We start from the raw sequence: 21,507 nt of genomic DNA, 5'->3' as shown, positions 1-21,507 counted from the left end.
CGGGGCGGTTGCTACTAGGAAGATGCAGCCTTGCCAAGCCGGAGGAGTTTTTCGAATGACCTATCGCGCGCCATTGAGCGATTTTTCCCGCATCCTGAAACATGTCGTCGGCTACGACCGCGTCGCCGCCACGACGCTCTTCGAGGATGCCTCGATGGAGACGGTGGAGGCGGTTCTGGGCGAGGCGGCCAAGATGTGTGACGAGGTCATCGCGCCGACCCTGCGCAACGGCGACCTCGATCCGGCGGTGCTGGAGAACGGCGTGGTCCGCACGTCCAAGGGCTTTGCCGAGGGCTATCAGGCGATTGCCGAGGGCGGATGGATCGCCTCTTCGGCCAGCCCGGAGAACGGCGGCATGGGTCTTCCGATGGCGGTGACCACCTGCGTGAACGACATGCTGGCGGGCGCGAACCTCGCCCTGCAACTGAACCCGCTGATGACCCAAGGCCAGATCGAGGCGCTGGAACACCACGCCTCCGACGAGCTGAAGGCGATCTACCTGCCAAAGCTGACCACCGGCGAATGGGCGGGGACCATGAACCTGACCGAACCGCAGGCCGGGTCCGACGTGGGCGCGCTGTCTTCCAAGGCGGAACCGAACGGCGACGGCAGCTATGCCATCACCGGGCAGAAGATCTACATCACCTGGGGCGACAACGACTTTACCGGCAACGTCTGCCACCTGGTGCTGGCGCGGCTGCCCGATGGCGCGCCGGGGACCAAGGGGATTTCCCTGTTCATCGTGCCGAAGTTCATTCCCGACGAGAACGGCGAACCGGGCCAGCGCAACGACCTGCGTGTCGTGAGCCTTGAACACAAGCTGGGCCTGCATGGCTCTCCGACCGCCGTGATGTCCTACGAGGGCGCAAAGGGCTGGCTGGTGGGCGAGCCTCACGACGGTATGCGCGCCATGTTCACCATGATGAACAACGCCCGTCTGGGTGTGGGCGTGCAGGGCGTGGGTGTGGCCGAAGGCGCCTACCAGCACGCGCTGGCCTATGCCAACGAACGCAAGCAGGGCAAGTCCGAGACCGGCACCATCCTCGGCCACGCCGACGTGCGCCGGATGCTGGCCGAGATGAAGGCCGACACCTTCGCCGCCCGCTCCATCGCGCTGGCGCTGGCGGTGGCGCTGGACATGGGCCGCGCCACCGGGGACGCCGCATGGAAGACCCGCGCCGGGGTGCTGACCCCCATCGCCAAGGCATTCGGCACCGATACGGGGATCGACGTGGCCTCCAAGGGCGTGCAGGTCCACGGCGGCATGGGCTACATCGAGGAAACCGGCGCGGCGCAATACCTGCGCGACGTGCGCGTGACGGCGATCTACGAAGGCACCAACGGCATTCAGGCCATGGACCTCGTCGGCCGCAAGCTGATGGACGGCGGCGAGGCGGTCTTCTCCCTGCTGGACGAGATCGAAGCCCACGCCGAAACCGCGAAACCCCACCTGCCCGAACTGGCCGAAGCCGTCTGGCAAGCCACCGAAACCCTGCGCGAAACCACCGAGGCGCTTCTGGCACGCGACATGGCGGACCGTTTCGGCGGGGCCGTGCCCTACTTGCGCGCCTTTGCCCGCGTGCTGGGGGCCGACGCCCACCTGCGCGCGGCCTGCGCGGAACGGGACGGCGCGGTGGAACGGCTCGCGCGGTTCTACATCACGCGGATACTGCCGGAACACAGCGGCCTGTGCGTGCAGGCGCGCGTAAAGGACCTCGTCCCGGCCGCGGATTTCGCGGCGTGATGGACGGCACGCTGGGTCCGATCCGCTTCCCCTTCGACACGCCACCCGAACACGGCGCGGCGGTCGAGGTGGCCGAAGGCGTCCTCTGGATGCGCCTGCCGCTGCCGATGAAGCTGGACCACGTCAACGTCTACGCGCTGGACGATGGCGACGGCTGGACCGTGGTGGACACCGGCGTGGCCTCGGGCAAGACCCGCGCCATCTGGGACAGCCTTCTGACCGGCCCTCTGGCGGGCAAGCCGGTCAACCGCGTGCTCGTCACCCACCACCACCCCGACCACATCGGTCTTGCCGGCTGGTTCCAGGAGCAGGGCGCGCAGCTGGTGACCTCGCGCACCGCCTGGCTGCTGGCGCGGATGCTGCAACTCGACCCGCATGAAACGCCCCCGCCCGAAGTCGTCGCCTACTGGCGCGCCTGCGGCATGGCCGAGGAAGTCATCGCCAAGCGCATGGACGAGCCGCCCTACATGTTCGCGGCCACCCTGCATCCCATGCCCTTCGGCCACAAACGGCTGGCGCAGGGGGATACCTTCCACGCGGGTGGACGGATGTGGGACGTCCATATGGGCGGCGGCCACGCGCCGGAACATGTCACGCTCTGGTCACGCGACGACAATCTGCTGATCGCGGGCGACCAGGTCCTGCCCTCGATCTCGCCGAACCTCGGCACCTATGCCACGGAACCCGAGGCCGATCCCGTGGCCGACTGGCTCGACACCTGCACGCGGTTCCAGCCGATGGCGCGCGAGGACCACCTCGTCCTCGGCGGGCACAAGCTGCCCTTCACCGGCCTTCCCGCCCGCCTGCGGCAGATGATCGACAACCACCACGGCGCACTCGACCGCCTGTCGGACTTCCTGACCAAGCCGAAAACCGCCGCCGAATGCTTCCAGCCACTCTACATGCGCAGCATCCGCGAAGGCGAATACGGCCTCGCTTTGGTCGAGGCCATGTCCCACTGCCTGCACCTGTGGCACGAAGGCCGCGCCACGCGCGAGATCTGCCCTGATGGCGCCTGGCGCTTCCGCCAAAAGGCGTAGCCAACCCCTCCCTTCATCTTGATCCAAATACCCTCGGGGTCCGGGGCAGAGCCCCGGCGGCGCGCCCGGAACGGGCGGGCCGGTCGCCTGGGCGCAAGCGCAGGCGAAACCCCGCGAACCGCACCTGCCATCAACAAAAACCGCTGCCTTGTCCCCTGATGGTCCTGGGCATACCCTCCAACGGGGAGGGCCGACATGGACGACACCATCAACACCACCGCCGAGGCGCACGAGGGCAGCGCGCTGCCCAAACGCCGCGATGTGCACACCACCGACACGCCCGCCACGCGCCCAGAGGTCCTGCCCGAGTCGGTGACCAAAACCCCGGTCGAGGCAAAGTCCCCGGCGCAATGGGCCTACGAGCGGCTGATCCTCTACATCCAGCAATTCGAGGAACAGCTCGATTCCGAGGAGGAGGTCGCCATGGGCTTCGCCGGCGGCGAAGCGGGCGTGCTGCGAATCGAGGGCATGGGCTATTTCGACCCGGACATCATCACCTTCTACGGCCAGGATCTCGAAGGGATGAAGACGCAGCTGATCCAGCATGTCTCGCAGCTCAGCGTGGTCCTGACCGCCATGCCCAAGGAAGACGAGGCCGAAGAACCACGCCGCATCGGCTTTCGGCTGGTGCGCGAACTGGACGAGGCCTGAGCGGGCCGGGTGGAAACACGACGCTTTCACACCGCGACACTTGCGCCCAAAGAGCGCGGTGACAGGGCGAAAAATATGCGCTAAGGACCATGGTCAACACGCGCAAGTACCATTTGGAGACGGGACAATGGCAGAGCACAAGCATGGCACCATGGACATCACGGTGCAGGAAAAAACCTTCGAAGGCTTCATCAACTTCACCATCAAGACGGTGATCGTGATCCTCGCCATCGTCGTTTTCCTGGCGGTCTTTGGCGCGTAAGACGCCTGTCGGCCACGCGCCTATAGCGGCACAGCGGTCACGCTGAATTATTCAAGGCCCGGGCTCACTTGAATGTGACTCGGGCCTCGTGCTGTTCTCCGACACAAGACGTAATGCGAACAGGCCGGAACCGGCGGGGCAACCGGCAGACCGGACGGGTGGGAATGACCATGAACATGATGCGCGGCCTGCGGGCCATCACGGCGCTTTGCGCGGCACTGACACTGGCGGCTTGCGGCGCGGGGCAGATCTCGGGGCCGAATGCCACGCCAGAGGCGGCGGCGGCAGCAGCCTATCGCTCGACTGAGCCGGCCTCGATCACGCTCTACACGATGATCAACAACCGCACGAACGGCGGGGCGCATACCTCGATGATGATCAACGCGCCGTCCCAGCGCGTGGTCTTCGATCCGGCGGGGTCCGTGCGCTTTGGCTCCGTCCCCGAGATCGACGATGTGCTTTATGGAATCACCCCGGCGGTGGAAAAGGCCTATGAGAGCGCGCACGCGCGGTCGACTTACCGCGTGATGATCCAGCGCAAGCTGGTTTCGCCCGAAGTGGCAGAGCAGGCGCTGCGCATGGTGCAGGCCAACGGGCCGGTCGCCTCGGCGGCCTGTACGACGGCGACCTCTTCGATCCTGCGCCGCCTGCCGGGCTTCGAGCCTCTGCCGCAGAGCCTGTTTCCCGACAAGCTGATGAAGGCCTTTGGCGAATTGCCGGGCGTCACGACGCGCGAGTTGCGCGAGGATGACGAGGACGACAAACAGGCGGCGGTCGCCCGCATCGAGGCAGGCTGGCAGCAGGGCACTCAGGCGCGCACCGGTCAGTAGGGGCGCACGCTTTTGCGGCGCAAAAGCGGACACGGGGGAAGCTCTGCTTCCCCCGAACCCCCATCGAGGTATTTTCCTCAAGATGAAGGAGAGGCGCGGCGCTTCGGCGTGACGTGGTCCTGACTATGGGTTCAGGCGGCGAGGAACCAGTTGCCTGCGAGCATTGTGATGGCCCCGGTGCCGAGCGCGGCGTAGAGGTTTTTCGTCGTGGCGCCGACGGCGAGGGCGAGAGCTGCGGCGGTCAGGCGCAGCGGGTCGGTCTGGCCATCGTTGGCAGCGGGCCAGAGCACCAGCGGTGCCACCAGCGCCGGGATCACCGCCACGGCGGTGTAGCGCAGGTGGCGCAGCATCCATTCCGGCAGCTCGCGGTCTCCGATCAGGCCGAGGAAGACGAAGCGCAGGCCGAACGACCCGAGCCCCAGAAGGACGATGACGATCCAGAGGGAGGTGCGGTCGATCATGCCTTGTCCTCGACAGTGGTGCGGCGTTCGAATTCGGCCCCGGCCATCATGCCCAGTACGGCCCCGACGATCAGGCCGAGGTTGTAGGGCAGGAAAGCAAACACCAACGCGCCGACGCAACCGGTCAGGGCGGCTGCGCGATGCGCCCCGGTGCGCAGTGACGGTCCCAGCATGGCAATGAAGGCCAGCGGCAGGACGAAGTCGAGCCCGAGGCTTTCGGGGACGCGGTTGCCCAGCCAGGCGCCGACCCATGTGAACAGGTACCACGGCGGGCAGATCGGCATGGCGACGCCCAGGAAGTAGGCGAATTTCTGCGACAGCGTCTGGTTGGGGTGTTTCTCGTAGTCCAGTGCCGCGGCGGCGTAGGTCTGGTCGACAAGAAAGTAGGCGGTGATGACCCGCTTCCACAGTGGCAACGCGCCGAGGTGCGGGGTGATCGAGGCCGAGTACATGGCCATGCGCAGGTTCACCGCCAGCGCCGACATCAGCACCACCACCGTCGGGGTATTGTCCGACAGGAGTTGCAGCGCGGTGAACTGCGCCGCCCCTGCGATGACCACCACGGAGAAGCTGAGCGTTTCAAAGACGTTCAGCCCGGCTTCGGTCGCGATGACGCCGAACAGCATGGCAAAGGGGCCGACGACGAAGAGGAAGGGGGTGCCGTCGCGCAAACCTCTCCAGAAGCTTGACATCACATCGGGCTGGGGCATGGTCGCATCTCCGGAGAACCGGGAAATGCCTAACGGGGGGACGCGACAGATGCAATCCGACGACAGCAACTACCTGATTGCACCGGACCCCGCCGCGCCGCGTCTGACCCGCGCGGTGCAGGGCGTCGATCACGAGGGTCGGGCCATCGACATCAACGTGGTCGAGGAGCGCCCCCTGACCATCTACCTCAACAGCCAGGAGATCGTCACCGCCATGACGATTGGCGATTACCCGGAGTACCTCGCGCTGGGGTTCCTGAAGAACCAGGGGATGCTGGCCAGCGGCGAGGAGGTCACCGGCGTCGATTATGACGAGGAGCTGGAGGTCGTTGTCGTTCGCACCGCCAGCCAGACCACCTACGAGGACAAGCTGAAGAAGAAGACCCGCACCAGCGGCTGTGCCGTGGGGACGGTCTTTGGCGACATGATGGAGGGGCTGGAGGGGCTGACCCTGCCCGCGACCGAGGTGCGGACCTCGTGGCTTTACGCCCTGGCGCATCGGATCAACACGACGCCGTCGCTGTACCTCGAGGCCGGGGCGATCCATGGCTCGGTGCTGTGCCAGGGCGACCGTCCGCTGGTCTACATGGAGGACGTGGGCCGCCACAACGCGGTGGACAAGATCGCCGGGTGGATGGTCTCCGAAGGGGTCTCGGGCGATGACAAGATCCTGTATACCACCGGGCGGCTGACCTCGGAAATGGTCATCAAGACGGCGCTGATGGGCATCCCGGTGCTGGCCTCGCGGTCGGGCTTCACCGCCTGGGGTGTGGAAATCGCGCGGCAGGTTGGGCTGACCTGTGTAGGGCGGATGCGGGGGAGGCGATTTGTCTGCCTTTCCGGCGCGGAAAGGTTGCATTGGGACGTCGATCCGGCCAGCGTGGCGGAAGAAGACCGCAAGCACCGGAGGAAGAGTGCAGAGTGAACCGTTGGTTCTGCGTTATCGGCTGACGCCGGAGATGTCGCTGGACGCGATGATGGCGATCGGCGAGGCCGTGGCCGGGCAGGCCGCATACGGCGGACCGGGGCCCTGGGTCAAGGTCGCCGGGTGGTTCGGCCTTGTCGGGCTGATCGTGCTGTGCCTGAGAACCCTGTATGACCGGCCGATCATCCTGCTTACCGTCGGGATGTTGGCAGGTGTTGTCGTGGGGGTGGCGTCGTTCATGAACGTCGTCCGGCGCAGCACACGCGCGGCCTACCTTGGCATTGCCGAGCGTGCGGCGGCGGAGGGTGAATACTGGCTGGAGATCGGCGAACACCACATCCGGGAAGAGACCTCTGAGGGCCTGCGGCAGGTCACGATCCGGCAGATCGACTCGGTCCTGCGCATCCCGGAGGCCTCGGTGCTGCTGGCCAACGGCTTTGGCTTTGTCGTGCCGGATGTGGCCCTGCCTGAAGGTATGTCACCGGAAAGGCTGAAGGAATTGGTCTTGTGGTGGCGCGAGGAATGACCGATCCGAATGATGTGCCCCGCGTGACCATGTGTCCGGGGGAACGGGCCGACCCGGTAGAAGTGTAAGGACAGGTATGCGTTACGATTTGACGTTTGACATCCCCGAAGCGGTCTACGCGCGGGCGATCACGCAGCCGCTGGTGCCTCGCAGGCGCGGGGTGACCATTGCCCGCAACCTGGCGGCGGCGGTGCTTGCGCCGCTGGCGCTGTACAGACTGAACAAGGCGCTCTTCGGCGATGCGGGGCTGATCCCGCTGCTGGTGGGGTTCATGCTTGGGGCCACGCTGACCCTGCTGGTCTGGAAGAAGCAGCAGCTGGTGCACGTCGGCCATGAGCTGGAGCGCAACAGCGCCGATCCACAGGTCAGCTTTGCCGCCGGGCCCGAGGGCATCGTCAGCAGTCGCGGCGTGCTGAGCAGCCAGATCGGCTGGCCCGCCGTCACCGAGATACGACAGACGCCAGAGGCCGTTCTGGTCTGCATTGGCACGTCCCGTCTGGTGGTGCCGATCACGGCGCTGGAGGACGTGGGAACATTCGTCCGCGATCTGGAAAACTGGCGCGCGGCCGGTTCCGAGATCACGACAGGAGGCAAGCCATGACCGACACCCTCACCTTTTCCGTCAATACGCCAAAGGCCATTCTGCAACAGGGTGCCAAAACCTATGGTGCGCATATCTACGTGCCGCTGCTTGGGCGCATGTTCGGCAGCCTCACCTTTCCGATCCTCGGCGGTCTGGTGGCTCTGGTGGGCTTGACACTTGGCGCGCTGTTTCCCGGCCTCGGGAGCGCACCGGCACTGGCGCTGGTGATGCTTGGCGTTTTGCTGATCCTCTGGAGCATCGTGACGACGCCGGGGAGGCAATTGATCGCGCGCCGTTTGGCTGCCGTCGCCGGGGCCAATGCGGCCTGGCAATTCGTGCTGAGCGACACATACATCGAAGAATCCAACGAGGCCGCGACCTATCGCTTTCACCTGGGCCTAGTGACCCATGTCCTGAAGATTCGCGACGGTTCGGCCATCGGCGCACATGGCATGACCATGGTTATCGCCGACAAGGACCTGCCCGAGGGACTGACCCCGACCGCCTTTCGTGCCGAGGTGGCCCGCCGCGTCCGTGCCGCTGGTGGCGAGATCATGTGCCAGACCTGACTGCTGCGACGCCTGTACATTCGGTGCGTTTCGGGCCAGACCATGGCCCGGAAACGAAAGGGATGGGCATGAAGGCACCGGTGGGCGTGATCCTTGCGGGCGGGCTGGCCTCGCGCATGGGCGGGGGTGACAAGGCGTTGCGGAGCCTCGGCGGCCAGACCCTGCTGTCGCGGGTGATCGAGCGCATTTCGCCTCAGGTCGCGGATCTCTGCCTGAACGCCAATGGCGATGCGGGGCGGTTCGACGCCTACGGCCTGCCCGTGGTGGCCGATCCGCTCGACGGCTTTCCGGGACCGCTGGCCGGAGTGCTGGCCGGCATGGACTGGGCCGCCGCCCAAGGGGCCGACACGGTCGTCAGCGTTGCCGCCGACACGCCCTTCCTGCCCTGCGATCTGGTGCCTGTGCTGCAACTGGCCTCCGAAGGCCAAGCGCATCCGCTGGTGCTGGCCGCCACCGAGGGTGACACGGAAACCCGCTCGTCGAAGGGGCGGCTGATCCGTCACCCGACCTTTGGCCTCTGGCCCGTGGCGCTGCGCGACGACCTGCGCGCGGCGCTGGAGGGCGGGCTGAAAAAGGTCGTCCTCTGGACCGAGAAACACGGCGGGCGCGAGGCGGTCTTTCCCGACGAACGCGCCTTCTTCAACGTCAACACGCCAGAGGATCTGGCCGAGGCGGAGCGCATGATATGAACGTCTTTGGCGTCACCGGCTGGAAGAACTCCGGCAAGACCGGGCTGATGGAGCGTCTCGTGGCCGAGATCAGCGGGCGCGGCTTCACCGTCTCCACGATCAAGCATGCGCATCATTCCTTTGATATCGACCACCCGGGGCGCGATTCCCATCGCCACCGCGAGGCCGGCGCCCGCGAGGTCATCCTCGCCTCGCGTAAGCGTGTCGCCCAGATGACCGAATTGCGCGGCGAGACAGAGCCGGAGCTGGCCGACCTGCTGCCGCGCCTTGGTCCCTGCGACCTGGTGCTGGTCGAGGGCTACAAGAACGCCAGGCACCCCAAGGTAGAATGCTTCCGCGCCGAGGCCGGGCACCAGCTCATCGCGCCGGGCGACCAGACGATCCTCGCCTTGGCCAGCGATTGTGCGGTGGACGTGGCGGTGCCAGTCTTCGACCTTGATGACACCGCCGCCATTGCGGATTTTGTGCTGTCGCAGGTCGGGCTGGCCTAGTCCTCCGTCCCGCGCAGCGCCTCGCACAGCGCGTCCATCTTGCGCGCTAGCTTCGCATCCAGCGCCGACAGCCCATCCACGTCATGCGTGGTCAAAGTGACCTCCACCGTCTTGTAGACGTTGGACCACTCCGGGTGATGGTTCCACTTTTCGGCGTACATGGCGACCTTGGTCATAAAGCCGAAAGCCTCGACGAAATCGCGGAACGTGTAGGTCTTGTGGATGGCATCGCGGTCCTTGACCGGTTCCCAGCCGGTGGCAAACAACGGTTCCAGCATGGTCTTGCGGCCCGTGTCCGACAGTTTCTCGTTCATTGCTGTTCCTCCCGTTGGTCCTTCCTGAACGGTCCGAAAGCCGTCAGGATTTCAATGTCTTCGTCCACGGCGCGCCGTTCCGCGTCGAGGTAGTGCTCAACCGCGTCCCGGAACGAAGGTTCCGCCAGCCAGTGCAGAGAATGCGTGGGCGCAGGCAGATATCCGCGCGCCAGCTTGTGTTCACCCTGCGCGCCCGCCTCGACGCGCTTGAGGCCGTGGGCGATAGCGTAATCGATGGCCTGATAATAACACGCTTCGAAATGCAAGCAGGGGTGGTCCTCGATGCAGCCCCAATAGCGCCCGAACAGCACCTCGCGCCCGATGAAGTTCAGCGCCCCGGCCACCGGCACGCCGCCCCGTTCGCAGATCACCAGCGCGATGTCGTCGCGCAGCCTGTCATGGGCGATTTCAAAGAACTTCCGCGTCAGATAGGGCTGTCCCCACTTGCGGCTGCCCGTGTCCTGATAGAACCGCCAGAAGGCGTCCCAATGCCGGTCCTCGATCTGCGCGCCCGTCAGCATGTGAATCTCGCCGCCGAAGGCCTGCGCCTTGGCGCGCTCCTTGCGGATGGCTTTGCGCTTGCGCGAACTCAGCGCCGAGAGGAAGTCATCGAACGTGGCATACCCTTCGTTCAACCAATGGAACTGCTGCGTCACGCGGTGCAGCAGGCCCATCTCCGCCCCGGCCTCAGCCTCGTCCTCGGTGCAAAAGGTCACATGGACCGACGACAACTGATGGTTCGCCGCGAACTGGATCGCGCCCTGCACGAGGGCCGACCGCCCCAGCACCTCCCACCCCGGTTTGGTCAGGAACCGCCGCCCCGTCGCCGGCGTAAACGGCACGGCCAGCTGCATCTTGGGGTAATACCGCCCGCCCGCGCGCTCCAGCGCATGCGCCCATGAATGGTCAAAGATATACTCGCCCTGTGAATGCCCCTTGGCATACATCGGCGCGACGGCGACGGTCTCGCCCTCGACCTCGACCACCAGGTACTGCGGCTCCCACCCGGTGCGCGTTCCGACGGAACCGCTGTCCTCCAGCGCGCTCAGGAACCGATGCGTGGTAAAGGGATCGAGCGGCCGCCCATCGACCGCCTCGGGGCAGGCGCAGGCATCCCAGACCTCGGGCGCGATCTGCGCCAGCGAGGGGATCACATTGACGGTCACGTCGCGGGAATGGCTCTCGTCGTTCATGTCACCCAATCTGGTCCCTCCCGGGCGGCGATCAAGCGGCGTATCCCTCGAACGTCACATTGTCTGCAATTTCCCGCGCCGCCGCCTCTTCGGCGGGCGAGCGGATGGTCCAGCACAGGATCGGCACCCCGCGCGCCTTCAGTTCGGCCACGCGCGGGTTGGACAGGTCATGATGGTCGTGGCTGATGAAGGCGAGGTCGATTTCGTCCGCCACCGGCAGCCGCGCCAGCTCCTCGCGCCGCGCCTTGGACAGGGTCGGGTAGTCCTCGACCGACCCGGCACAACTGGTCAGGCCCACGGGCCGATCGGGGCACAACCGCGCCAAGGCCTTCACCGAATAGGGGTTGAACGACATCAGCGCCACGTCGCCGGTATAGTCGCGCAGGGCCTCTGCGGTGGCCTGCTCCAGAGGGCCGACATCCGGCCCCATGGCCCCGTCTTGGTCCTTCACCTCGATCAGCAGCGGCACGCGGCCCGCCACCATCTCCAGCATCTCGGCCAGCGTCGGAATGCCGTCCCCGGCATCCAGCAACCGGGTCGCGGCCAGCTCCGCTGCCGTGCGCTGCCGCACCGCGCCTGCCACCCCGGTCAGCCGCTTCAGGTCGTAGTCATGGAACACCATCGCCTGCCCGTCCGAAGACAACTGCAAATCGAACTCGATCCCGTACCCTGCGTCGATAGCGGCGCGAAAGGCGGCGCGGGAATTCTCCGGCCGCCCCGCCGCGCGGTCATGCAGCGCCCGATGGGCAATCGGGCGCGTCAGAAAGGCCGCGGGCAGCATCATGCCAGCTCGAAGATGCCTTCGATCTCGACCGCGACGCCCAGCGGCAAGGACGCCGCCGACACGGCCGAGCGCGCGTGCCGCCCCTGGTCGCCCAGCACCTCGACCAGCAGGTCAGAGGCACCGTTGATCACCTTGGGCTGGTCGGTGAACTCGGCGGTGGAATTGACGAAGCCCGTCAGCTTCACCACGCGCTTCAGCTTGCTCCAATCGCCGCCCGTGGCCGCATTGACCTGCGCCAGCAGCGCCAGCGCGCAGTTCGCGGCTGCTGCAACACCGTCCTCCAGCGCCATGTCGGCGCCGAGCTTGCCCTTGACCAACGCACCATCGCGCTGGCTGATCTGCCCGGACACGTACAGCATGTTGCCGCTCAGCACGTAAGGCACGTAGTTGGCCGCCGGGGCAGCGGCAGAAGGCAGGCTCAGGCCCAGCGAGGTCAGGCGGGTGATGACATCTTGCGACATGGTGTCCTCCATTCGTTTGCGCCGGACGCTAGAGCGGCCTTCGACAAAGCGAAACCCCTTCCGGCTTCTCCTTGGAAAAATACCTACCGCCGGAGGCATTCGGCAGCGCCGCACAGGCAGACGCCGAAGAAGCGCACGCGTGATCCGGTGTAGGTCGGGGTTAACCCCGACCCACGGCGTAGAGATGTGGTGAAACACTCGGGGTGTCAGCGCCGCTGAAGTGCTGCACCCGGTATCGAGTCATCCCGGCGCTGCGCGCGTTCGGATTTCGAACCATCCCCCGGATGGTTCGCCGTGCTGTGCACGGACCAATCCTCACCCCTCCCGGAACGCCTTCGAGAAGTAGTCCATGAAGGGTTTCACGAGGTAGCCCAGCGGCGTGCGGTCCTTTGTGCGGATGAAGGCTTCGACCGGCATGCCGGGGATCAGGACCGCGCCCTCGGGCAGCTTCGCGATCTCGCCGTCCTTCAGCACGATCTCGGCCCGGTAGTAGCGCACGCGCGAAGCCTCGTCGGTGAAGGCATCGGCCGAGATCTGCTGCACGGTGCCGAACAGTTCCGGCGTCTGGCGCTGGTCCAGCGAGGAGAACCGCAAGGACACGTCCTGCGATACGAACAGCTGGTCGATGTGGATCGGTTCCACCTGCGCGGCGATCACCAGCGGGCGGTCCTGCGGCACGAGGTACAGCACCGGGTCCGCCGGGCGAATGACCGAGCGCGGCGTGAACACCGTCAGCCCGTAGACCACGCCCGACACCGGCGCCGTGATCTCCATGCGGGAGAGGCGTTCGTGCAAGGCGCGGCGCTGTTCAGCCAGTTCGCGTTCCCGGAATTGCAGGTCGCGCAGGGTGGAAATCGCTTCCTCGCGGCGGCGCGTTTCCAGCGAGAGGATCTGGATCTCCGTCTCGGTGATGCGGCCCTCGGCCTGCGCCTTGCTCGCGATCAGTTCGCCCACCGAACCGGTCAGCCGGGCTTCTTCGCGTTCGATGGCCAGAACCTCGGGCTTGCGCACATGGCCGCCCTCCAGCGCCTTGCGCTTGTCCACCAGTTCGTCTGCGATCAAAGCCAGCTGCTTTTGCAGCGCCTCCTGCTGCGCCTCGATCCCCTGCACCTGATCGGCGATCTGTTCGGTGCGCTTGCGCAACTGCGCCACTTCCTTGTCCAGCGATTCCGCGCGGGCAAAGAACAGGTTGCGCTGGCCCTCCACCAGTTCGGCGACCTCGGTGTCGCGATCCGCTGCCTGGATCAGTTCTTCGTCAAAGACGATCTCCTCGGCGCCGTCACGTTCCGCCACCAGACGGGCCCGCCGCGCCATGAGTTCGTAAAGCTGCCCCTCGGTGATGGTCAGCTCGGACTTCAGCAGGGTCGGGTCCAGTTTCAGCAGCACGTCGCCCGCCGCCACCTCGTCGCCCTCGTCCACGAGGATCTCGGCCACCACGCCGCCGTCGGGGTGCTGGACGATCTGGCGGTTCTGATCGACCTCGATCTGACCTGAGGCGACGATGGCGCCCGAGATATTCGTCGTCGCGGCCCAGCCGCCAAAGCCCACCACAAGCAGCAGGAAGGCGAGGATGCCCAGTATCATGGGCACCCGCGTCGGGAATGTCGCGTGGCCGACGCCCTCGCCCGACGGCGCGACCTTAGCGGCGGGTTTGGCCGGGGCCGATGCTGGGGCAGGTTTGGCCGCAGCAGGGGGCTGCGTCGCGCCGCTGTCACCGGGCTTTGCCTGATCCGCAGGCACCTTCACCGGTTCTATCTTGCCGATGGGTTGGTCGCTCATCTCACACCTCCGGGCGTGGCCGCCTTCTGGATCTGCTGATGGTTCTTCACCATCTGTTGCAGCACTTCTTCCTTGGCGCCAAAGGCCACGCGCTGCCCGCCTTCGAGCATCAGGAGCTTGTCGCATTCCTTGATCGCCGCCGGGCGGTGCGCCATGATGAGCACCGATTTCCCCTCGGCCTTGAAGCCCGCGATGGCGCGGTTCACCGCCTCGGAGCCCTCGTTGTCGAGGTTCGAGTTCGGCTCGTCCAGCACCAGCAGCACCGGGTCGCCATACATGGCGCGCGCCAGGCCGATCCGCTGCATCTGCCCACCGGACAGGCGACCGCCCACGGCGGTTACGCGGCTGTCGTAGCCGTTGGGAAGCTTGAGGATCATCTCATGCGCGTCGGCCTTCTTCGCGGCCTCGACCACCTTGGCCGCGTCGGGCTGGGGCGAGAGGCGGGCGATGTTCTCGGCAATGGTGCCGTCGAACAGGGTCACCCGCTGCGGCAGGTAGCCGATGTGGCTGCCCAGCACGTCCGGGCCGTATTGGTCCAGCGCCGCGCCATCCAGCCTGATCTTGCCGCCCGCGGGCCGCCAGATGCCCGTCAGCGCCCGCGCCAGCGTCGATTTCCCCGACCCGGACGGCCCGATCACGCCAATCGCCTCGCCGGGGGCGACGTTGAAGCTGACCAGCCGCAAGGCTGCCTGCTGTTCGCCGGGCGGGATCACCGTCAACTGCTGCACGTCCAGCTTTGCCGCAGGGCGGGGCAGGGCAGTGCGCGGTGCCTCGGCGGGCACCTCCGTCAGCAGTTGTGCGAGGTTCTGCCAGCCCTTGCGCGCCCGCGTCACCAGCGGCCACTGGCCAATCGCCATTTCGATCGGCGCCAGCGCACGCCCCATCAGGATCGAGCCTGCGATCATCGCACCGGGGCTCAGTTCCCCCTGCAACACCAGGTAGGCACCAAGGCCCAACATGGCAGATTGCAGGATCATCCGCAGGGTCTTGGTCAGTGTCGAAAAGGTCCCGGTGATGTCCGCCGTCGCAATCTGCCCAGACAGAGCCTGACCGCGCGCCCCGATCCAGCGGGTGAACGCGTCGCGCCGCATCCCCAGCGCCTGCACCATTTCCGCCTCTTGGCGGATCTGTTCCGACGTGCGTTCCGCCTGCATGACCGACATGTTGGATTTCAGCGTCGGATTGCGCGAGATCAGCTGGTTGGCGACCGTGATGACGATCAGCACCAGACCACCGACAACGGCCAGAGACCCCATCCACGGGTGAAAGATGAACAGGCCAAAGAGGAAAACCGGCGCCCAGGGCACGTCAAAGGCCGCCAGCAGCACCGGCGAGGACATCAGCCGCTGCACCGATTCGAGATCGCGCAACCCGGTTTGTGCCAGCTCGTCCGGCTGCACGGCGGACCGCCGCAGCACCGCGTCGAACACCCGCAGGTCCAGCGCCGCCTGGAACCGCGCCGCCACGCGCCCCATGATCCGGCCACGCACGTAGTCCAGCACGCCCATCATGCCGTAAAGGAACAGCACCACCGCCGAGAGCGCGATCAGCGTCGCCTCCGACCGCGAGCCGAGCACCCGATCATAGACCTGCAACATGTACAGCGGCCCGGTCAGCATCAGCAGGTTGACCAGTGCGCTGAAAATCCCGACGAACCAATAGTAGGGTCTGGATTGCCGCCGCGCCGCGCGCAGCTCCTCCAGCCCGGTGTCCTTCTTCTGGGTGCTCATGAGCCCGTGGTGCCCCTCAAATTCCGGCGGCCTTCTGCCGCATGCGCGAAAACGGATAGCAAACGCCCGCTTTCTTGTCTCCATTGTGCCACAAGGGGGTAGAAATCCACTTCATTCCTTGGGCACAATCCAAAATCAAATTAAGTAACCTTTTAAGGAAACCGCTGCCGGTTTCCAAAGACATTTGCTGGGGGGCAAGCTGAAATGGGCGGTTTTCGTGGGGTTTTGGCCATCTCCGCGCTGGCGGTGACGCTGGCAGGATGCTCCGTCCCCGGCCCGGGGCAGGCGCCCGACGGCATCTGGGACCCCAACGAGGCGACGAACCGCCGCATCCACGACTTCAACACCCGCGTCGATGAACGCCTGCTGCGCGGCACCGGCAAGGGCTTTGCCGAAAGCCTCCCTGACGGCAGCCGGCAGGCGGTTGGGCAGTTCGCCGACACCGTGTCCGTGCCGCAGACCGTTGTGAACCAGCTGCTGCAACTGCGGCTGTGGCGCGCGACCAAGAACACGCTGCGCTTTACCCTCAATGCCACCATGGGGCTGGGCATCATGGACCCGGCCGCCGAACTGGGCCTGACCGAGGACGCCAGCGACTTTGGCGAGACGCTCGCCGTCTGGGGCGTGCCCGAAGGCGCCTATATGGAGCTGCCCGTCCTGGGCCCCTCGACCGAACGTGACACCACCGGCAAGGTCGTTGACCTGTTCACCGATCCGCTGGGGTATGTGCTGGGCAAACCAGAGAAATTCCTCCCCCCGGTGGCGAAAGTTGCCGATAAAGTGATCACGCGGGGCGAGTTCTCGACAACCGTGGACTCGGTGCTGTACGACAGTGCCGACAGCTACGCGCAGACGCGCACCATGTATTTGCAGAACCGTCGTTTCGAGCTGGGTCAGGACGATCCTGCCAGCGCCGACATCGACCCGCTGGCGCTGGACGTGTCGGGGTTCTGACAGCCACCGGAGGAAACACCATGGCCCCGATCTTCACCCGCCGCCACTTCATGCTGACCGCCGCCGCGGGGGCGTTGACGCTGATGCTGCCGAAGGACGCGCTGGCGCTGAACGATGCGCAGGCGAAATCGCTGGTCGACAGCCTCGTGGGGGAAATCAACAAGGTCATCGCCTCGGGCAAATCCGAGACCGCCATGTACGGCGATTTCGAGCGTATCTTCCGCCGCTATGCCGACTTGCCCTACATCGCGGCCTATGCGCTGGGGGCCGATGGCCGCTCCGCTTCGGCGGCACAGAAGAAGGCCTTTACCGACGCCTTCACCGGCTACATCTCGCGCAAGTACGGCAAGCGCTTCCGCGAGTTCATCGGCGGCAAGCTCGAGGTCAAGGGCGTCAAGGCGGTGAAGAACTACTACGAGGTCGCCTGCACCGCGATCCTGCGTGGCCAGAGCCCCTTCACCGTGACCTTCCACGTTTCTGAACGGACGGGCAAGCCCTTGATGTTCAACATGTATATCGAAGGCGTGAACCTGCTCCTGACCGAGCGGACCGAAGTGGGCTCGATGCTGGACAAGCGGCGCGGCAACATCGACCAGATGATCGCGGATCTGCGCAAAGCCTCCTGACACGGGCGGTATCCGGACCATGCGGTTCGACAGCGTGGTCATGGTCGACTGGTCCGGCGGCAACGACCGGGGTTCGCGACCGTGCAAGGACGCCATCTGGATCGGCGATGCGGGGCATGATCCTGTGTACTGCCGCAACCGGCAGGTGGCCGAGGATTGGCTGACTGACCGCCTGTCACGGGCGGTTGCGCGGGGCGAACGGCTGATGGTCGGCTTCGACTTCCCCTTTGGCTACCCGCAGGGCGTGGCGCAGCGCCTCTCCGGGGGCGGGGTGTTTGACCTCTGGAACTGGATCGACGCCCGGATCGAGGATTCACCCAAGCGCAACAACCGCTTCGACATGGCGGGGCAGGTGAACCTGTCGCTCGGCGGCGGGGGCCCATTCTGGGGCCACGGCCTTGGCCGCGAGGTGCCGGGCCTTGCGCGGAACAAATCCGGCTACCGCAATCCCTTCCCGGACCGCCGCCGTTGCGAAGACCGGGCCAAGGGCGCCTTCACCGTCTGGCAACTGGCCTATGCCGGGGCGGTGGGCAGCCAGGTCCTGATGGGCCTGCCGGTGCTGAACCGCCTGCGCAGCCGTTTTCCCGTGGCCATCTGGCCTTTCGAGGCCCCCGACGCGCCGATCCTGTTCACCGAAATCTGGCCCGGCCTGATCGACCCCGCCGTGCGCGCCCAGCCCGGCATTCGCGACGCCGTACAGGTTCGCCTGCTGGCAGACGGTCTGATGCGGTTGCACCCGGACCGGCTCGGCGCGATGGTACAGGTCGACGACCCGCTGGCCCGCTCCGAGGAAGGCTGGATCCTTGGCCTCGGCCACGAAGAGGAATTGCTGACCACATGCCGCTGAAACCGCCGCCCCTGCGGAACGACTGCTTTGCCCTGCCGCCTGGCGTGGACTGGACCCCGGTGGATCAGGCCCTGACCATGCTGCGCGAACGGCTGTCCCCGGTGGTGGCGCAAGTGACCGTGCCGCTGGCGCAGTCGGCGGGCCGCGTGCTGGCGCAGGACCTGACGGCGCATCGCGCCAACCCGCCACTGCCGAACACCGCCGTGGACGGCTACGGCTTTGCCGCCGCCAGCGTGGGGGAGGGCGACATCACCCTGCCCTTGGTCACGGGCCGCGCCGCCGCCGGCGTTCCCTTCGCGGGCACCGTGCCCCCCGGCCATGCGATCCGCGTCCTGACCGGGGCCGCCCTGCCAGACGGCGTCGATACCGTGGTTCTGGACGAAGACTGCGCCACCGACGCCACATCCGTCGCCTTCCGCGGCCCGGTCAAACCCCGCGCCAATACCCGCCGCGCAGGCGAGGATGTCGAGGAAGGCGCACAAGCTCTGCCCAAGGGCCGCACCCTCACCCCCGCCGACCTCGCGCTGGCCGCCGCCATCGGCTGGTCAAACCTGCCGGTCTATGAAAAACTCAGCGTCGGCGTCCTGTCCACCGGCGACGAAGTCGTCCCGGCAGGCACCCAGGCCACACCCGGCCAGATCTTCGACGCCAACCGCCCCATGCTGCTCAGCATGGCAGACCGCTTTGGCTACACACCCGTCGACCTCGGCCACGTCCCGGACGACCGTGCCGCCCTGCGCGCCCGCCTCGACACCGCCGCCGCACAAACCGACCTCATCCTCACCTCCGGCGGCGCCTCGGCAGGGGACGAAGACCACGTCTCCGCCCTCCTGCGCGAAACCGGCGCGCTGGCGGAATGGCGCATCGCCCTGAAACCGGGCCGCCCGCTGGCACTGGGCATCTGGCAGGGCACCCCCGTCTTCGGCCTTCCGGGCAACCCGGTCGCCGCCTTCACCTGCACGCTGATCTTTGCCCGGCCCGCCATGAGCCTGATGTCCGGCGCAGGCTGGCAGGAACCGACGGGCTTCACCGTCCCCGCCGACTTCACGAAAAACAAGAAACCGGGCCGCCGGGAATACCTGCGGGCCCGCATCCGGGGCGGTCAGGCCGAGGTCTTCAAATCCGAAGGGTCGGGCCGCATCTCGGGCCTCAGCTGGGCCGAAGGCCTCGTAGAACTCCCCGACGGCCCGCAACAAATCAAACCCGGCACACCGGTCCGCTACATCCCCTTCGGCAGCTTCGGACTTTAGCGCAGCATTCCTGCTTCTTCTTGGTTCAAATGTCTCCGGGGGAGTCTGCCGAAGGCAGGCGGGGGCAGAGCCCCCAGGCGCGATTTTTCGGGGAAAAATCGCTCCCCCAGAAACAACCGGATCAGTCGAACGTCCCGGCCACGCGCCCCAGCAACATGAAGGCCCGCGAGGTCCGCGTGCTTCCAAAGGCCGAGATATCCTCGTCCGAGAACCCCGGCTCCACATTGGCAAACAGCTGGTCATAGCGCCGCAGGAAGTGATGCGCCGCGTCCCGGAAAATCGGGTCCTCGCGCATCCGTCCCGCCGCCAGTGCCAGCGAGGACCGGTCATGCACCCCACCCAAAGGCGCGATCGTGCGCCCGCGCTCGCCCTTGGCAAAGGCGCGCCAGACCTCCGGACGCGCCATGTCGGGACGCAGGTCGTCCATGTAGATGCCATCCTGGCTCATCAGCGTCAGGATGTCCTGCGCCGCCTGGATCACCTTGGCCGCCTGCCTGTCCTTCAGCGCCCGACGCAGGGCGGCAAAGCCCTCGTCGTCCTCGGCGGTCTCGGGGAAATGCAGCGCGCGGATCAGGTCGGCGTTGGACAGCGGCGGCAAGAGCGCCTCGGCGGGCGTGCCCAGAGACAGCGCCGGCTGGTCGTCCACCGCCGGTTCCGCAACCACATGGGTTTCCGCCTGACGGATGCCACCCAGCATGGCCAGCGTCGCCTCGAGGTTCTTCACCCCGCCGCCCAGATCGTCCAGCCGCTTCAGCACCTGCGGATGCGGCGGCTGACCCTTTCCGGCCTGCGATTGCTGCACATAGGCCTGCCGCAGCGCGTCGATCGCCGCCTGCAGGCGCGCGCTCTCCTCGCGCATCACCTTGGACGCGCGCACCGCCATGGCCGCGACCCAGATCATCGCCACGGGCAGCACGATCACCATCAGCACGATGAGGAAACTCACGCCACCGCCATCGTCCGACGGCCCGCCGGACATGAAGAACCACGCCGACAGCAGCAGCCATACGACCGACAAGGCCGCCGCCGCGATCTCCACCGATGTCAGGCCCGCAGCCTCGCCGCGGCTGTAGAGGCCGGGCAGGGTCGGGCGGGCGTCCTTGGTCTCGGCCATGGCAGGGCTGCCTTACTTGTAGCTGATCGAGAGGATCTCGTAGGCCTTCTGACCGCCGGGGGTGTTCACCTCGACGCTGTCGCCTTCTTCCTTGCCGATCATCGCGCGCGCGATGGGGGATTTCACGTTCAGCAAGCCCTTCTCGATGCTCGCCTCGTGTTCGCCGACGATCTGCCAGGTCTTTTCCTCGTCGGTGTCCTCGTCCACCACCGTCACGGTCGCGCCGAACTTGATCGGGCCGGACAGGCTGGCGGGGTCGATGACCTCGGCCAGGCCGATCACGCCTTCGAGTTCCTTGATCCGCCCCTCGATGAAGCCCTGTTTCTCGCGCGCCGAATGGTATTCGGCGTTCTCCTTCAGGTCTCCCAGCTCGCGTGCCTCTGCAATCGCCTGGATGATGGCGGGACGCTCGACGGACTTGAGCTGCTTCAATTCTGCTTCGAGCGCGGTAAAGCCCGCGCGGGTGATCAGGATCTTGTCCATTTCGGATCTTCTTTTGCTGAGAGACGCGTTTGAATGCGGAAAGTGTCGCGTGTGCCGCGTGATGTAAAGGGTGGGGCGTCCGCTGGCCAGCGGGTTTTTCGCGCGGTTGGCGTGTTTTTGCAGAGCATTCACCGCTGTCCGCGACCGGGTTCCATCCCGCTTGGGTGGATCGGTTGGTGGATCAACCTTTCTCTCAAAAGGCGAAATGCAGGGGCCGCTGCGCCACGAGCCCGGCGGAGTCGCTCCCGTCTGGCGGGTAAAAAACGCTTAACGAATCACTGAGATTCACGATGTGATCGACAATACCGATCCTGAAGGGGCAATCGTTTCCATTCTGGTCCGGGTTTTTGGTGAATTGTGGCGAAATTATGCGGCGCTGGTTGAAATTCTAGCCTCACGCCGCTCTGCCGTCTAAGTTGTGGGCCGTGGGTTGGCACGGAGCGTGTCTCGGCCCGGTGCAAGATTTGAATGACGATATTCGGGGAGACACG

At 66.2% G+C, this 21,507-nt stretch carries 25 protein-coding genes; 15 read left to right on the top strand and 10 right to left on the bottom strand.

What is annotated here, in order from left to right; genetic code table 11:
- The first annotated feature begins 55 nt into the window (after positions 1-55).
- The 5 genes from ACP16H_RS15745 (at position 56) to ACP16H_RS15725 (ending at position 4,527) form a co-directional block, all read left to right on the top strand.
- Entirely contained in the window at positions 56-1,744 is a 1,689-nt protein-coding gene (locus tag ACP16H_RS15745; protein WP_425073196.1) for an acyl-CoA dehydrogenase, read from the top strand.
- On the top strand, positions 1,744-2,784 hold the full coding sequence (locus tag ACP16H_RS15740; RefSeq protein WP_425073281.1) for an MBL fold metallo-hydrolase: 1,041 nt from the start codon (positions 1,744-1,746) through the stop codon (positions 2,782-2,784). Before ACP16H_RS15745 ends, ACP16H_RS15740 begins: the two co-directional genes overlap by 1 nt.
- A 195-nt stretch (positions 2,785-2,979) precedes the next feature.
- Complete coding sequence (locus ACP16H_RS15735; protein ID WP_425073195.1) at positions 2,980-3,435, top strand: DUF6173 family protein; 456 nt, start codon at positions 2,980-2,982, stop codon at positions 3,433-3,435.
- A 127-nt stretch (positions 3,436-3,562) separates the two neighbouring features.
- Entirely contained in the window at positions 3,563-3,697 is a 135-nt protein-coding gene (locus tag ACP16H_RS15730; RefSeq protein ID WP_425073194.1) for an aa3-type cytochrome c oxidase subunit IV, read from the top strand.
- Between the two features lie 164 nt (positions 3,698-3,861).
- Complete coding sequence (locus tag ACP16H_RS15725) at positions 3,862-4,527, top strand: hypothetical protein (RefSeq protein WP_425073193.1); 666 nt, start codon at positions 3,862-3,864, stop codon at positions 4,525-4,527.
- Positions 4,528-4,658: 131 nt separating this feature from the next.
- Here ACP16H_RS15725 and ACP16H_RS15720 read toward each other — a convergent pair whose 3' ends face one another.
- Positions 4,659-4,988, bottom strand: a complete 330-nt coding sequence (locus ACP16H_RS15720) for an AzlD domain-containing protein (RefSeq protein ID WP_425073192.1) — start codon at positions 4,986-4,988, stop codon at positions 4,659-4,661.
- Positions 4,985-5,698: an AzlC family ABC transporter permease gene (locus ACP16H_RS15715; RefSeq protein WP_425073191.1), complete on the bottom strand. Its 714-nt coding sequence runs from the start codon at positions 5,696-5,698 to the stop codon at positions 4,985-4,987. Before ACP16H_RS15715 ends, ACP16H_RS15720 begins: the two co-directional genes overlap by 4 nt.
- A gap of 49 nt (positions 5,699-5,747) precedes the next feature.
- Here ACP16H_RS15715 and ACP16H_RS15710 point away from each other — a divergent pair, with 49 nt between their 5' ends.
- From ACP16H_RS15710 to mobB, 6 genes are all read left to right on the top strand, one after another.
- On the top strand, positions 5,748-6,623 hold the full coding sequence (locus ACP16H_RS15710) for a formate dehydrogenase accessory sulfurtransferase FdhD (RefSeq protein WP_425073190.1): 876 nt from the start codon (positions 5,748-5,750) through the stop codon (positions 6,621-6,623).
- Positions 6,613-7,149, top strand: coding sequence for a hypothetical protein (locus ACP16H_RS15705; protein ID WP_425073189.1), 537 nt, complete (start codon positions 6,613-6,615; stop codon positions 7,147-7,149). The genes ACP16H_RS15710 and ACP16H_RS15705 overlap by 11 nt, the downstream gene beginning before the upstream one ends.
- A gap of 76 nt (positions 7,150-7,225) precedes the next feature.
- On the top strand, positions 7,226-7,750 hold the full coding sequence (locus tag ACP16H_RS15700) for a hypothetical protein (RefSeq protein ID WP_425073188.1): 525 nt from the start codon (positions 7,226-7,228) through the stop codon (positions 7,748-7,750).
- On the top strand, positions 7,747-8,301 hold the full coding sequence (locus tag ACP16H_RS15695; protein ID WP_425073187.1) for a hypothetical protein: 555 nt from the start codon (positions 7,747-7,749) through the stop codon (positions 8,299-8,301). The genes ACP16H_RS15700 and ACP16H_RS15695 overlap by 4 nt, the downstream gene beginning before the upstream one ends.
- Before the next feature lie 68 nt (positions 8,302-8,369).
- Entirely contained in the window at positions 8,370-8,990 is a 621-nt protein-coding gene (mobA, locus tag ACP16H_RS15690; RefSeq protein ID WP_425073186.1) for a molybdenum cofactor guanylyltransferase MobA, read from the top strand.
- Positions 8,987-9,481: a molybdopterin-guanine dinucleotide biosynthesis protein B gene (gene mobB / locus ACP16H_RS15685; RefSeq protein WP_425073185.1), complete on the top strand. Its 495-nt coding sequence runs from the start codon at positions 8,987-8,989 to the stop codon at positions 9,479-9,481. The genes mobA and mobB overlap by 4 nt, the downstream gene beginning before the upstream one ends.
- Here mobB and ACP16H_RS15680 read toward each other — a convergent pair.
- From ACP16H_RS15680 to ACP16H_RS15655, 6 genes are all read right to left on the bottom strand, one after another.
- Entirely contained in the window at positions 9,478-9,795 is a 318-nt protein-coding gene (locus ACP16H_RS15680; protein ID WP_425073184.1) for a 4a-hydroxytetrahydrobiopterin dehydratase, read from the bottom strand. The two genes, mobB and ACP16H_RS15680, sit on opposite strands and share 4 nt — an antisense overlap.
- Positions 9,792-10,988: a GNAT family N-acetyltransferase gene (locus ACP16H_RS15675; RefSeq protein WP_425073280.1), complete on the bottom strand. Its 1,197-nt coding sequence runs from the start codon at positions 10,986-10,988 to the stop codon at positions 9,792-9,794. Before ACP16H_RS15675 ends, ACP16H_RS15680 begins: the two co-directional genes overlap by 4 nt.
- A 31-nt stretch (positions 10,989-11,019) precedes the next feature.
- Entirely contained in the window at positions 11,020-11,772 is a 753-nt protein-coding gene (locus tag ACP16H_RS15670) for a glycerophosphodiester phosphodiesterase family protein (RefSeq protein WP_425073183.1), read from the bottom strand.
- Positions 11,769-12,233 (bottom strand): RidA family protein, encoded by a 465-nt coding sequence (locus tag ACP16H_RS15665; protein WP_425073182.1) that lies wholly within the window; start codon positions 12,231-12,233, stop codon positions 11,769-11,771. Before ACP16H_RS15665 ends, ACP16H_RS15670 begins: the two co-directional genes overlap by 4 nt.
- Before the next feature lie 315 nt (positions 12,234-12,548).
- Positions 12,549-13,817: an HlyD family type I secretion periplasmic adaptor subunit gene (locus tag ACP16H_RS15660; protein WP_425073279.1), complete on the bottom strand. Its 1,269-nt coding sequence runs from the start codon at positions 13,815-13,817 to the stop codon at positions 12,549-12,551.
- Positions 13,818-14,008: 191 nt separating this feature from the next.
- Positions 14,009-15,742 carry a type I secretion system permease/ATPase gene (locus ACP16H_RS15655; protein ID WP_425073181.1) on the bottom strand — a complete coding sequence of 578 codons (1,734 nt, stop codon included), beginning with the start codon at positions 15,740-15,742 and terminating at the stop codon, positions 14,009-14,011.
- Between the two features lie 204 nt (positions 15,743-15,946).
- On the opposite strand from ACP16H_RS15655, the gene ACP16H_RS15650 reads away from it, so the two are divergent.
- Genes ACP16H_RS15650 through glp form a run of 4 tightly spaced genes read left to right on the top strand, consistent with a single transcriptional unit; the run spans position 15,947 to position 19,419 of the window.
- A complete protein-coding gene (locus ACP16H_RS15650; protein WP_425073180.1) occupies positions 15,947-16,696 on the top strand; it encodes an MlaA family lipoprotein in 750 nt (249 codons plus the stop codon).
- Between the two features lie 20 nt (positions 16,697-16,716).
- Complete coding sequence (locus ACP16H_RS15645; protein WP_425073179.1) at positions 16,717-17,322, top strand: MlaC/ttg2D family ABC transporter substrate-binding protein; 606 nt, start codon at positions 16,717-16,719, stop codon at positions 17,320-17,322.
- 19 nt (positions 17,323-17,341) lie between these two features.
- Positions 17,342-18,169, top strand: coding sequence for a molybdopterin guanine dinucleotide synthesis (locus tag ACP16H_RS15640; RefSeq protein WP_425073178.1), 828 nt, complete (start codon positions 17,342-17,344; stop codon positions 18,167-18,169).
- Positions 18,160-19,419 carry a gephyrin-like molybdotransferase Glp gene (glp, locus tag ACP16H_RS15635; RefSeq protein ID WP_425073177.1) on the top strand — a complete coding sequence of 420 codons (1,260 nt, stop codon included), beginning with the start codon at positions 18,160-18,162 and terminating at the stop codon, positions 19,417-19,419. The genes ACP16H_RS15640 and glp overlap by 10 nt, the downstream gene beginning before the upstream one ends.
- A gap of 121 nt (positions 19,420-19,540) precedes the next feature.
- Here glp and ACP16H_RS15630 read toward each other — a convergent pair whose 3' ends face one another.
- A complete protein-coding gene (locus ACP16H_RS15630; RefSeq protein ID WP_425073176.1) occupies positions 19,541-20,533 on the bottom strand; it encodes a hypothetical protein in 993 nt (330 codons plus the stop codon).
- A 12-nt stretch (positions 20,534-20,545) separates the two neighbouring features.
- On the bottom strand, positions 20,546-21,016 hold the full coding sequence (greA, locus tag ACP16H_RS15625; RefSeq protein ID WP_425073175.1) for a transcription elongation factor GreA: 471 nt from the start codon (positions 21,014-21,016) through the stop codon (positions 20,546-20,548).
- Between the last annotated feature and the right edge of the window lie 491 nt (positions 21,017-21,507).

Source organism: Sagittula sp. S175, assembly GCF_049800975.1.
In the GTDB taxonomy this organism is placed as follows: domain Bacteria; phylum Pseudomonadota; class Alphaproteobacteria; order Rhodobacterales; family Rhodobacteraceae; genus Sagittula.
Note: the sequence above shows the minus strand (reverse complement) of the source record. Positions and strands in the feature narration are given on the sequence as shown.